General features: G+C 33.9%; 8 protein-coding genes. 2 read left to right on the top strand and 6 right to left on the bottom strand.

Going from position 1 to position 13,845, the window contains the following annotated elements:
- Positions 1-3: 3 nt before the first annotated feature.
- The 6 genes from EKM64_RS04155 to EKM64_RS04130 are packed head-to-tail and all read right to left on the bottom strand — an operon-like array spanning position 4 to position 11,823.
- The gene (locus EKM64_RS04155; protein ID WP_125675904.1) at positions 4-660 is read right to left on the bottom strand and encodes an endonuclease III domain-containing protein; all 657 of its coding nucleotides are present in this window, start codon (positions 658-660) and stop codon (positions 4-6) included.
- Complete coding sequence (locus tag EKM64_RS04150; protein ID WP_225420950.1) at positions 660-1,310, bottom strand: DnaD domain protein; 651 nt, start codon at positions 1,308-1,310, stop codon at positions 660-662. The genes EKM64_RS04155 and EKM64_RS04150 overlap by 1 nt, the downstream gene beginning before the upstream one ends.
- 37 nt (positions 1,311-1,347) lie before the next feature.
- Positions 1,348-1,827 (bottom strand): cell wall elongation regulator TseB-like domain-containing protein, encoded by a 480-nt coding sequence (locus tag EKM64_RS04145; RefSeq protein WP_125675900.1) that lies wholly within the window; start codon positions 1,825-1,827, stop codon positions 1,348-1,350.
- Positions 1,828-1,874: 47 nt separating this feature from the next.
- Positions 1,875-4,679 (bottom strand): helicase C-terminal domain-containing protein, encoded by a 2,805-nt coding sequence (locus EKM64_RS04140; RefSeq protein ID WP_125675898.1) that lies wholly within the window; start codon positions 4,677-4,679, stop codon positions 1,875-1,877.
- Positions 4,680-4,696: 17 nt separating this feature from the next.
- Positions 4,697-8,326 (bottom strand): helicase-exonuclease AddAB subunit AddA, encoded by a 3,630-nt coding sequence (gene addA / locus EKM64_RS04135; RefSeq protein ID WP_125675896.1) that lies wholly within the window; start codon positions 8,324-8,326, stop codon positions 4,697-4,699.
- A complete protein-coding gene (locus tag EKM64_RS04130) occupies positions 8,326-11,823 on the bottom strand; it encodes a PD-(D/E)XK nuclease family protein (RefSeq protein ID WP_125675894.1) in 3,498 nt (1,165 codons plus the stop codon). Before EKM64_RS04130 ends, addA begins: the two co-directional genes overlap by 1 nt.
- A gap of 86 nt (positions 11,824-11,909) precedes the next feature.
- Here EKM64_RS04130 and mvk point away from each other — a divergent pair, with 86 nt between their 5' ends.
- Positions 11,910-12,881, top strand: coding sequence for a mevalonate kinase (gene mvk / locus EKM64_RS04125; protein WP_225420949.1), 972 nt, complete (start codon positions 11,910-11,912; stop codon positions 12,879-12,881).
- Positions 12,874-13,836, top strand: coding sequence for a diphosphomevalonate decarboxylase (mvaD, locus tag EKM64_RS04120; RefSeq protein ID WP_125675890.1), 963 nt, complete (start codon positions 12,874-12,876; stop codon positions 13,834-13,836). The genes mvk and mvaD overlap by 8 nt, the downstream gene beginning before the upstream one ends.
- Positions 13,837-13,845 lie beyond the last annotated feature (9 nt).

Raw genomic sequence — 13,845 nt, 5'->3', positions numbered from 1 at the left:
TTACTACTTATTATCTAACAAATAATTCTGCTCATTCAAACGATCACATTCTTGAATCAAAGAATTAGTCTCTTGCTCAGGAGCTAGTTTCATTGAGTACTTACGTCCATATTCGATCATAGTATGGTGTGCTCGATGAAGTTCTTCCGGTTCCATCACACTAACGATTTTCTTCTCAACTTGAATTGGTGTAGCCCTTTGATCAATAAAATGCATTCTTTTAGAGATAGCAGAAACGTGTGTATCAACCGCAAACGTTGGTTGCTCAAAGACATCACTCAAAACTACATTAGCAGTTTTGCGTCCAGCACCAGGTAAAGCCATAATTCCGGCCCTTGTAGTAGGAACTACATCATCGAGTTCCTCATGGACAATTTTAGCCGTTTTAATGATGTTTTTAGCCTTATTGTGGAATAGTCCAACACTTTTAATAATTGCTTCTACATCCTCCACATTGGCATCCATCAAGTCTTTGGGTTCAGGATACCGTCCAAACAAATTTGGCGTAACTTTATTTACAGATACATCAGTTGCCTGTGCACTTAAAATAACTGAAACTAAATATTGAAAAGGGGTTCTGGAATCCAGCGATGGACCAACGGGTCCCATTTCTTTTTCCATCTCTTTGATAGCCCATACTATTTGATCATCTTTTAACATTAATAACCCAACTTCTTTCGTCTATCTTGTAGTTGTTCAACCGTTTTGATATTGCCTTTTTCCCAACTGATCAAAATGCGATCCATATATTTTAACGAATAAGCCTGATTCAAAACAGCTTCTTTCAAAGCTAAGTCAATCAATTCAATACTATAGTGATCATTATCGATCCACTGATGAACTTGTTCTTGCTCTATCGGCGAAATTGGACGCCCAAATTCGACCTCGAGTTTCTTGAACAACTCCTCAGTATCAGTCATTAATTGCTTTTGCTTTTGACCCTGATTTTCTTGTTCTAATAAATTATTCAAACGTTGATAAATTGGCGTTAATGAGTAGATATCACGCTGTTGATGATTTTCAATAACCGTCTTTAACTCAATGATTCCAAGCTTAATGAGTCCTTGAATGATCGTATAAATACTGGCCTCATCCATGCCTGTATCTCTTGAAATATCCTTAGCCATTGGAAATTGCACGCCTTTTTGAGCGTACATTGACAAGACTAAGTAAATGACTAAATCCTTTTCAGTCATACCAAGTTTACTGTAATTTTTTAAAATCAAATTGTTTAGATTAGTAGCACCGCTATTGATAACTTGATGCAAAAAGTCTTCATTCATATTTTTGATCCCTTCAAAAGCTGACAAAAAGGAGGCTGAGAAAAAATCCCCTCCTCCTTTATTGTTAAATATTATTTATTGTTTGTACACTCTTGCCGGTTCTAAAATCGACCAAGTTATAGCCGATAGTTCCCTTTTTATTTTCAAAGGCAACTTCCCAAGTAGGTTTATTTTTATATAATCCTAAATTTATATGTAGAACCTTTTTAGGATCATATCGATCAACCACGCCTTGAACGATTTCCTTACGTACGGGTGCATTATTTTTATTAATAACTTCAGTTTTACCACTTTTAGCATTGATAATAATATAACGGTATTTATCCTTATTATTTAAACCACCAACAGAATAATATTGCTTATCACGAGTATAGTTGCCAAAATAATCTGGTTCGACTATCTGGGCCTTTTTCTCAGCAATATCATTTGCCTGTGATTTTGCACTAGAATATGGTGCAAATGAAATATTTATGTATGTCAGTACCGATACTATAGCCAATACAACTAGCGATATTCCTAATAAAATCTTTGTGCCTTTAGTCATAATTCTTCCTTTACTTAGTCATCAGAGATAGTATATCAACTTTTCACCTAATTCAAAAACTCATTTATATCTTTTTTAATTAAATCCATACTTTCGTTGACGACTGGAAGCCCTTTTGGCAGAGAATCCAAAATTTCTTTACCATAATTTTTAGTCAAAATACGATTATCCAATAACAAGATCACACCTTTATCCTCTGGACTACGTACCAAGCGTCCCAGTCCTTGTCGCAACTGCAAAATTGCCTTAGGTAATGTATCGACTTTAAAGACATCTAACTTCTGCTCGTGCAAAATGTCCTGTCTGATCTTAACGTCAGATTGCTCAGGTGATTCAAAAGGAATTCGGGTAACGATAAGTATTTCCAACGTCTTATTTGGAAAATCGACACCTTCCCAGAATGAATTAGCACCCAACAATACTGATCTTTGACCAATAGCAAAGCGTTTCTTAATCTTTTCATTTGAACCGCTCACACCTTGTGCCAATATCTCCCACTTTTCCTTAATGGTAGTTGACATTAATCGATTATAAACATGACTTAATGTATTTAATGAATTGAAGAGGATCATGGTTTGATGATCCATATCGTTTAGAATCTCAACGATATAATGAGTTACCATTTCATAATACTCTTCACTGTTCAAAGATTGAATATCAGATATCTGATCTGGTAAATATATTTTACTATTTTTAGCCATATTATTGGTATCTGGCAAGATGATCATCTGATTGATCTGATTTTGACTGAGTTGTAAATTCATAATGAAATAAGAAAAATCCTTTTGGACAGTGATTGCTGCACCGACCGCAAATATCTGACTAAACCGATCATTAGTTGCTTCAACCTGATCATGAATATCAAATTGGCGCCAACTTAACTTAAGGCCGTTAGGATCATAATAATCACGCATTTCAATCTGAACACCGAATTCGTCACTAGGAACATGCAAAGATTGTAATAGTTTGTCCAAATTACCTAATTCACTATGCAATTTACTATTCTCGATAATTAGATTAGAAATAATTTTCGACAATTCAATCGAAATAAAATTCTTCTGAAAATTGTATTGATCAAACAATATATCAATTCGATTAACTACAAGGGTCAATTCAACGATTAAATCTGAAATTAGTTCAACTAATTCTAGATTATCTTTACCAAAGTTTTGCTCGCTATCAATAATCGAAACAAATTGTTCTCGATCTTTAAAACTAACTTCGTTTTTAACATAATTATCAAAAATATTGTACTCAATTCGTTGCATTAACTCATCAATTACCTGGAAATGTGCTTCCATATCCTGAAGATCTTGATAATTCCACAATTGTGTTGTTACCTCGTTGAATGCATATCGTAAAGTGACTCTATTTTGATAAAGAATATCACTTATTTTTCTAACATATTCGTTTAAACGTAAGAAATCAACCGTCGGTGAAGCTACGTTACGCAAGCTGTCAGACAAGTGATTTGCCTCATCGACTACTAAATACGAATTTTCACCCCAAATCGTACTGTCAATATTTCTTGATAGATACGATTGATTAGTAACTAAAATCATCGATTCTTCATAACGATTTTGTTGATAAAGCCAGAAATCATCTTCACTAAATAACGTTTTAGTCTTTAATGCACCACGGTGACGAATGATCGTAAACAAGGGACTATTGTAATTAGTCAAATGTAATTCGCTCAAGTCTCCTGTCGTTGTCATCGTCAACCAAACGATAATTTTCATTTTCAAAATTGCTGTATGACTATGTAATTTATAGTTATCGATCGATTCGAAAAATCTATCCAAATCGATAAAATTATAACTACTTTTAACTATTTCGGCATGATGACTGTTGCCAGTTACTTGATTCAATAGTGGGATAGCTTGTTCAGCAATTTGTTGTTGCAAAACCTTGGTTGTTGTTGCAATAACTAATTTCTGCTTACCATTGATCAAATAGGATAATGGCAACAAATATCCCAACGTTTTACCGGCACCAGTAGGTGCTTCGATCAGATTCCATTTTTTTTGTTTGTTACGGTGCTGACTAGTTTGATAGATATTATCCATTAACTGTGACTGGTTTTTCCGGTAGTCTAAAATACCATCAAGAAGTTTTTTCTTCTTTTCTTTAGTATCAGGATACTTTTGACCACTGTTGAAATTCTCAGTTATATGAAAATCCTTTTTGCGCAAAACTAGTCCATTTTTTTCATATAGGTAATCTGGCAGAACAGTACTACCGTTCTCCACTTTTTTTAAAACATTTTTAAATACTAAGTTTGTTTCACGTAAGGTGGATTTGCCCAGTCGAGCCAATAACTCAAGCGTAGTAACAGGAAGCTGCTGTAATCGCTTGTTGATCACTAAGAACAACTTTGCGGTTACTAATGCATCGCTGTCAGCTCGATGTGGATTGTCATGTTCAATACTCAAATAATGAGTCAGATCCTGCAACTTATAACTACTAATCGTTGGAAAAAGAATCTGCGACAGTTCAACTGTATCGATTGCCTTTACATTCAACTCGTTCATACCAATTCGCTTCAATTCACGATTTAAAAAAGTTAAGTCAAAATTTACATTATGAGCGATAAAAATACGATTCTTAAGAATTTTAAAGATATCTGACGCGACATCTTCAAATATTGGAGAATCAGCAACATCTTTATCACTTAACTTGGTCAACGCGGTAATTCTGCCTGGTATTGGAACTTGAGGATTAATTTTTTGATTGTAGACCTTGGTTATTTTTCCATTTTCAATGATCGCACAACCAAATTGAATAATACGCCCGTTGTCATGCCAATTAGCATTTGTTGTTTCTAAATCAACAACAGCGTAGGAATTTTTCAAATTAATTCACCACTCATCTAATTTAGATTTTTATTCAAATCAACCATTTCATTGATCTTTAAGAAATAAAGATACTTACCTAGAATTGGCTTATTTTTAATCGTTGAAATAGCCTGAGCATAAAGATTTAATTGACCAGAGTAATCACTAATCTTTTTAGATAAATTCTGACTAGTTACATTATCAGTTTTATAATCAAAAATTTTTATCCCATCTTCTAATTCAATCACACCATCAATAATACCATGAACTAGTATTTTATCATTGAAAGAATCGTTATCGATTTCCTTTTTGAAGAGTTTTTTAGCTGGCATCAGGGATGAAAACGGAACTTCACGTGAAACTGCCTGATTATTAGCAACAATATCCTCTCCCAATCTACTTTGATAAAACTTAACTAAACTGGCCAAATCAATTTTCTTTGCAACCTCTGATTCAATTATTCTGTCATTTACTAAATCATTTACTAAATTTTGAAAATCGGCTAGTTCTGGAATTTGATCGATTTTGACTCTTTGTAAGACTAAATGAGTTGCACTACCAACATCTGCAGATGAGACACTTGATTGTACTAAAAATTTAGGTTTAGCAAAGCTTTCCATATTGTAGCGCCCACTGTTATTCAATAAATTAGACTTAGACATCTTTTCATCATCTGGATCTGCAAACAAATTCTTGATTTCAGAGACAGATTGATATGCAGTAGTTTCAACCGCCTCTTGATATGGATATTTGAAATCTAAAATATTATCGACGGTCTGTTTAAATAGATCGGAAGGTTCCCTAACATCAATAACTTTTAATAATCCATCGTCATTTTTATCACTCGTTTCTTCATCAAAAACAATATCAAGGTTCAAACGGCAATATTCATTTCTTGCATAATGATTATGTGAATCGATTCGATCATAACTGTTCAATGAACCTATACCAATCAAATTTTGATAATTACCCGCAGCTAGTCTGGATCCATCATCTACAACACCATTTTTAGATAACTTAATTTGATCCCATTTATTAACCATCTTGGTTGTATCTTTGTCATAACTAACGATGATCAATTTTTGCTTAGCACGCGTTAAAGCCACATACAATAAACGCATCTCTTCAGATACTGCTGAAACACGTTTTTTCTCACTTATAATTGAATGCTGTAAAGTTCGAACGGCGACACGGGTCTGTGTATTTAAAACAGTTAATCCTAAACCCAGTTCAGAATCAAATAAGGTCTCACTATTAACATCACGCATATTAAATCCGCTGCCAGCATCTAGCAAGATCACAACTGGAAATTCCAATCCTTTACTAGCATGGATCGTCATGACTCTAACAGTATCTTCAGTTGCCTCAATACTATTCGGCTGTGACAAATCTCTATCCATTTTTTCCATACGTTGAATAAAGTCAATAAAAGGATGCAGTCCTTTAAGGTTATTATTTTCGTAATCACTAGCACGTTGGTATAAAACATGGAGATTAGCTGCACGTTGTTTACCACTAGGCATACCTGAAACATACTCTAAAATAGCTGTCTCCTGATATATTTTCCAAATCAATCGAGAAATTGTATTTTTATTTGAGAAATCACGGTATGTATCAAGCTGAATCAAAAATGACTTCAGTTTTCTAGTTAATTCAGGCTGTGAACCATTTGCTGAAACGTAATCAAGCATGGCGGTATAGTAATCTTCATCCTTATTGATCAAACGAATTTGAGCCAATTCTTCTTCATTTAAACCAACTATTGGTGAACGAAGTACGGCAACTAATGGGATATCCTGACGAGGATTATCGACAATTTCTAACATAGACATCATGATCTGTAATTCTGTTGTCTGAAAATAATTTTGAGCATCAGTTACCATCAAGGGAATCTCTGCCTTAGAGAAATAAGAGATTAAATCTGTATTATTATTACGATTTCTAACTAGGATAGCGATATCTGAGTATCTTAGAGAACGTACTTCACCCTTTTTAGCATCAAAGACCTGAAAGTCATCTGCCATTAATTTCTTGATTCTTTGAGCAGTAAAGCGTATTTGGCTCTGCCGACGTTCAATTTTATTAGCTATTTCTTCGTTTGTTAGGACGTACATTTCACTAGTTGTGTCAACTGTTTCAGGAAAACTGGTTCCCACAACTAGTTTAGATTGATCATCGTAATCAATTTCACCAATATTTTTATCGAATATTTTTGTAAAGATCGTATTAACTAAATCATCGACCTGTTCTGATGAACGAAAATTCTTCGACAGCTGAATCAATTCATCAGGATTATCATTTTTTTGAAATTTTTCGTATTTACCTGCGAAAATATACGGAGCTGCTTGTCGAAATCCATATATTGACTGTTTAATATCACCTACCATAAAAATGTGGTTCTCATCTGACTTTAATAACTGGATGATTCCCTCTTGCATGGCATTAATATCTTGATATTCGTCTAACATGATCTCGTGGAATTTATTTTGATAATAATTAAGAGCAACTTTATTACCTTGAACTTCAGTTGAAAGAATCTTCATTGCCATATGCTCAAGATCATTAAAGTCTAAAACTTGCTGACGATTCTTTAATCGGGAGAACTCCTTCATAAATTTTTGCTCAACTTCAACTAGCTTAACAATTAATTGTTTGGCTTTAGAAATTTCTTTTAAAGTGTCATCTTCATTCAAAAGAAAGAAGTCATTAACTAAATCTTTTGTAATCTTAACTCCTAAGTCTTTTCGAATATCTTTAAGTATTTCTATACGATCTTTATCTGGTTCAACGTCTTTAGGAGCAGTATGTTTTCTAGTAAAGCTCAGATTAAATACTTCCTCACGAAGTTCGTTATAGCTAATATCTTTTCTTATATCATCGTGTATTTTCTTAACTTGTTCGAGCATGTCCTTAAATACTGGCGTATAAGTATCACTGACCTCGTCTTCAGCAGCAATATCCATGCCACTTTCCAAAAGATTCTTTATCTGTTCCAATTTATTCAAAATCTGTGAAGAATAAAGTAATTTATAAAAGTTGGATTCATTTAAAGGTGAATCAACTGTATAAATATTTGTCAGCTGATCCAGCCACTTATCGGTTTGATCATTTGTAATAGCAAAATCATATAATCGATAAATAATGTCGGTTAACCCATCGTCACTACGATCATTTGAGAAATTATCGACCAACTTCAAATAATCTATATCATGTTTTTCGTAATAATAGTTTCTGACGTTGTCTAAAGCCTGATCTTGAATTATTGATTTTTCTACCTCATCACTCAAAAGGCGAAAGTTTGGATCCAGGTCGATCACATAATAGAATTTTTTTATGATACTTAAACAGAAGGCATGTAACGTGCTGATATTTGCGATCGGAACTTTGAATATTTGTTCTTGTATATGTTTTCGTAAAACTCTATTTATTACTTTTCCATTAACAAGATCTTTCAAACGACTAACTAATCGATCTTTCATTTCAGCTGCTGCTGCTTCTGTAAAAGTTGCAACTAATAAATTATCGACATTTTCACCTTGCTTGACCATTTCAATAATGCGCTCGATCAAGATGGTTGTTTTACCTGATCCAGCAGAGGCAGAGACTAGAATGTCATGCCCATGGTTATTTATTGCTTGTTTTTGCTCTTTTGTCCATTCAGGCATTATTCTCCATCCTCCAGAATACTTTGAATTTTTTCCAAAACGTCTTGCTTGTTGTAGTTGATAATATCATGATAGTCATTTTCCGGTAACATGGCATCAAATTCAAATATTGCCTTGTAGTCACTAAACTGCAACCCCGTATTCAAATTACGATCCCGATATGGATTCAATCTAAGTTTACCTGAATAAATGTCATTCCCTGCTTTAGTTATCAAATGCTTGTTGTAGCTAAGAATTCTGAATAAGTCATCAGGAGTAACTAAATTAGGACCCTTCACTTTGACATCCCCACTCTTTGTCTTACTTATTGGTAAAACAGTCGAATTACCTGAGATCAGACGTGTATCTAAGTTTTCTATCAGGTCAGCATCATCAACGATCAATCCTGATAACTTGAATTTTTTTAATAATTCCAGTTCAGGATGAACACCCTTATTTAAAACAATTTTAGGATTTTGAATGTGAGAATAAAAAGCCCCAGCAATCTTCGTCGGCCTACCTTCTGACAATAAATCCAGGTTCTCGGCCAAGCTCTGTAAATAAGTCGGCATCTGCATTGATAGACCTTCTAAAAACTCTGCAAATGAGAATTTATGTTCACTAGATTTATAGTCAATAACGGCCAAATAATTCACGTCATCAATCGTTAATTCATCGATTCGATCAATTTTTCCACGAACATTTATCTTATGATTATTGTCCAAATCAAATGACAATCCAGGCAAATTCTGTTGATTTCTGATTCGGCCAAATGTGATTTCTGAGGCACGTGGAACGAATTGATTGTGTGTTAACTGTTCCTTCATTGACATGATCAACTGCAAAACTGTTGACTCTAGCTTAGTAGAGATAAAGTCCATTCGATCATTAAATCTAAAAATACGATTCTCAGAAAAGCTGATCTGACTTTGGAAAATTTGATGAACTAATTGCTGAATCTGATCATCTGATAAATATTTTAGATTAGTACTGTCATTATTCAGATGTTTAACCAATCCATCTAATACAGCATGGAAAAGTGAGCCAGTTTGAGCTGGAGTGATTTCAAAAATTTGTCTTGGTTGCAGTCGCAAACCATATTTCAGAAAATACTCATATTCATTTTTATAGAATGTCTCTAACCGAGAAATAGAAACATTAACGTTATTTCCGTATAACTCTGAAACCGTTTCAGTATTTAAATCATGTGGTAAATTTTTATAATTCAAAGAATCCAAGACAAATTCAGTCTTTTTAGGTTCTTCATTATAAAGTCGGTCACGGACATACTTCCATTGATTAGAAATATCTGACTTATTGTCAACTGCTGAACGCGATACACGGATCAAATAATTCAAACTAGATGATTTAGAACCAACATAGCGGATAACCTGTTCTGCATCCTCGTCAGCCTCAGGATTGAACAAAACATCCTGCTCTTCTAATTTGAAATGATTCTTGATCCTAACCACATAACTTGAGAGATCCTTTTGCTTATTATCCTCAGTAAACGCTGGATAAGTAAAAATTAGACGTGTGCTAGGTGTGCTAAAAATTAAATCATGCAAGAACGGTTCTGAATTGTTAACTATCTCGTCAGGATCTTTTAAGAACTTATCTTCCTCCAACGAATCTGAAATCAACTTGCGTTCATCATTAGTAATAATGTTATTTGAAACAGAGGCCGCTGGCATATTGTCTGTCGTAGCTCCCAGAATCAAAGTGATTTTTCTATTATTAGGCTGAACCATCCCGATTTCAGAAATATTTACAGCATCTAAAGTAGAAGGAATCTGTGAATATTGAGCTGTTTCAAAGGCTGCGTCCAAAATTCCAATGAAATTTTTAGCGTCGAATTTTTCATCCTTAAAAATATCTACATACTCATCTAGAATTTCATTAAACTTATTTACGACTTGCTCAGGCTGATTAGCTAATGACAAATCGTTCTGCTCTGTAGCCTGCTTTTGCCATACCAATAACTGCTCAAATACTCCGTATTTACTCAAGAATTCATATAAAAATTCGGCACCTTCTGTTGCACTGTTTTCATCTTTAAAGAATTTATCTAATTCATTAAAAATATCTTTTATAAATTTCTTTATTAGATTGATCAAACGATATCGCTCAATTACCGATGCATCAACGATTACATCTAAGTCGGCGGCTGGTTCAAAATCATCCCCTAGCCAATTTCTTTTAGTAACGCCGGAAGCCAAAATATAATTTTCTGTCAGGTCAACAGCATTACGATAGGCGGAAATTGAATCAAAACCATTAGGAATCAATAATTCCGTTCTCAATAAAGCAATTATGTCAGCACTTTGCATACCACGATTTAAAACTGTAAATAATAGATCAATCAATTTTTTAAATGGATGATCAGTCATTTTCTTTTCCAAATCAATAAAATAAGGTACGTCATTTATTTCCATAAATGATTCAATAAAAGATTTATATTGACCTAAATCCCTGGCTACAATCAAGAAATCACGATAACGTGTGTTTTGAGTGGCAACTAGTTGACGAATGTATGTGCTGACCGCCGAAACCTCAGTCTGTTTATTCGTACACTTCCAGATTTGAACCGAGCTAATATTTTTTAATTTGACATCTCCGTCAACTACACCGGCACTACTGGATTGAATCCAATAATCTTCCAATTTAGCAATATCAGGATCAATGCGTTCATCATCAGCAAAATTATTATAAACGGCTATTTGATTATTTCTTGCCAATTGATATAACTTTTGATAAGTTTTTTCAGGTCGATAGTAAAAACTAGCAACATCTAATTCCCCTAAGACAGGTTGTTGCATAACTAACGAAATATTGAGACTGGCTCCATTTAAAATCAAAGAACTAACTAAATTAAGTTCAGCCGCTGTAAAAGAAGAAAAGCTCTCAACATAAAAATAATAATTTTTAGACTTTAAATCCTGGTCCAAATATTTTGCTAAGGCATTCAATTGATAGTCGGCCGTTTCGTAGTCCTTAGTTGCTTCAAGATAATCTCGGTAGATCTTATTCAATTCGGCAATCTTATCTTTAAATAAAGCCTGATCATCAGTTTCTAACGAGTGTTCAATGTCATCAGGCTGAACTTGACCATTTTGAAATTCATTAAATTGTTTTGATAATTGTTCAAAAAAACCGCTCTTCTCGGTCATTCCTGAAAAAATTTTAAGCGACTTTTTATTTTTATTTATAATATTTCTCAAAATCATTGCTGATTTAGTTGAAGTTAAGCTTTCAGTAGTAAAAGTTGAGTTGCTACGTAAAAAATACCAGGCTAATCTAGAAAAAGAAAAGCTCTGGATATTACTTGTAGCAATCAGGTCAGCATCTTCATTTCCAAGTTCCTTTAACATATTAATTTCTGACTCAAATTTAATATGATTAGGCACTAAGAAAAAAAATTGGCCTTCTGGATTCTTTTGATAATCTTTTCTAAAGAGTTCCATCATTTTTTGATGGTGATCAAACTGGTTTTTACCCAATACAAAATTTAATGTCATAATATTTCTCCCTAAAAAATTTTATCATATTTAAGATAATTATATTGAAAGTGGAAATCCGGACAATAGATGTATAAAATAAGTATTTGAAGAAATTGAGAGGTGAGCGTGTGCTTAAAGGAATTGGAAAAAGTCACGGAAAGACGATTATTATGGGCGAACACGCGGTAGTTTATGGCTACCCTGCCATTGCTGTGCCTTTGGTCAGTATTCCAGTGATTGTTAAAATAAAGCAAAATCCAGAAAATATTTTATCGTCAAAATATTATGTTGGTAAAATATCACAAATACCTGATACACTTTCAGGTGTAAAATACTTGATTGAATTACTAGATGAGCACTTGAATAAAGACAAAATAAACTATGCCATTAGTATCGACAGCAACCTACCGATTGAACGTGGTCTAGGCTCATCTGCAGCTATTGCCGCCGCTTTAACCCGTGCCTTTTTTGATTTATTTGATCAATCTTTAGAAACAGAGACACTTCTAGAATATGTTAACAAATCAGAAACAGTAACACACGGTAAAGCTAGCGGATTAGATGCATTAACCGTTATTTCTAATGAACCTGTTTTATATAGTAAGGATACGATCGAACACTTCAATTTTTCATCAGATGGATTCATCGTTATTGGAGATTCTGGCGTCAAAGGAAAAACCAAAGAAACCGTTGCCGATGTGCATAAAATGTATCAAACTGATAAAGCGACGATCGGTGCGTATTTAGAACAATTAGGTACATGCACATCAACGACTAAGAAGAGTCTGATAAATAATAAATTACGTCTTTTAGGACAAACCTTTGATCAGGCAAACGCTACTTTGACTAAATTGAATCTAGCAATACCTAAAACTGATCAATTAATAGCTGCCGCTAAAAATGCTGGATCACTAGGCGGTAAAATCACTGGTGGTGGACGTGGCGGTTGCATCATTGCCTTAGCCAAAAGTTTAAATAATGCCACTATGGTTCAAAAAGCACTTATAAAAAATGGTGCCGAACAGACTTGGATTCAACCATTATCTATCTATGCGGAGGAAACTGACGTTGACTAAAACAGCTCGGGCCTTTACTAATATCGCTCTGATAAAATATTGGGGCAAAAAAGATCAAAAATTAAAGTTACCTTATACAAACAGTCTATCTTTAACATTAGACCGTTTCTACACTGATACTTCATCTGAAATAATTGATTCAAGTAAAGATATTATCTATTTAAATGATATGTTACTCAATGAGGAACAAAGCAAACGGATCATAAAATATTTAGATAGTACTAGAAAAAAATACAATTTTTCTGAACATTTTAAAATCAATTCAGTTAACCACGTCCCTACATCAGCCGGATTTGCTTCATCGGCCTCTGGATTTGCGGCATTGGCGGCTTCGATAGACCAAACGATGGCCTTAAATCTCGATAAGTCACAATTATCTATTTTAGCTCGTCGTGGTTCTGGCTCAGCCAGTCGTTCTATCTATGGTGGGTTTGTTGAATGGATCGCCGGAGACAACAATAATAACTCATTTGCTGTTCCGATCGACGAGAATCCAGATATTGATTTAGAAATCTTGTCAGCTGTTATAAATAAGAAGGCTAAGAAGATTTCATCCACCAGTGGTATGGAAAAAAGTGTCGAAACATCCCCTTTTTATCCAAATTGGGTTAAACTAGTGTCTTCAGAAACAAACGAAATCAAACAAGCAATCAAACAAAAGGATATTCAAAAAATCGGTGAGATTGCTGAACATAATGCAATGAGTATGCATGCATTGACATTATCCGCCAAGCCTTCATTTACATATTTTGAACCAGAGACCGTTGAAATAATTCATTTAATTCAAGAACTCAGGCAAAAAGGCATCTTAGCGTATGTTACTATAGATGCTGGTCCAAACGTAAAAATACTTGGAACACATAAATCTATTGAACAAATTAAATCTTATTTAAATAATTTATCTGATGTTACTACAGTTGTGGCGAATATTGGTCATGGTATACAATACTTCTGATACAGATAT

The sequence above is a fragment of the Companilactobacillus keshanensis genome, from assembly GCF_003946205.1.
Taxonomy (GTDB): domain Bacteria; phylum Bacillota; class Bacilli; order Lactobacillales; family Lactobacillaceae; genus Companilactobacillus; species Companilactobacillus keshanensis.
Note: the sequence above shows the minus strand (reverse complement) of the source record. Positions and strands in the feature narration are given on the sequence as shown.

Excerpts from the sequence above, each read along its gene's own strand:
- EKM64_RS04155 (WP_125675904.1), bottom strand. The coding sequence starts at position 660 with ATGTTAAAAGATGATCAAATAGTATGGGCTATCAAAGAGATGGAAAAA.
- EKM64_RS04145 (WP_125675900.1), bottom strand. The coding sequence starts at position 1,827 with ATGACTAAAGGCACAAAGATTTTATTAGGAATATCGCTAGTTGTATTG.
- addA (WP_125675896.1), bottom strand. The coding sequence starts at position 8,326 with ATGCCTGAATGGACAAAAGAGCAAAAACAAGCAATAAATAACCATGGG.
- EKM64_RS04130 (WP_125675894.1), bottom strand. The coding sequence starts at position 11,823 with ATGACATTAAATTTTGTATTGGGTAAAAACCAGTTTGATCACCATCAA.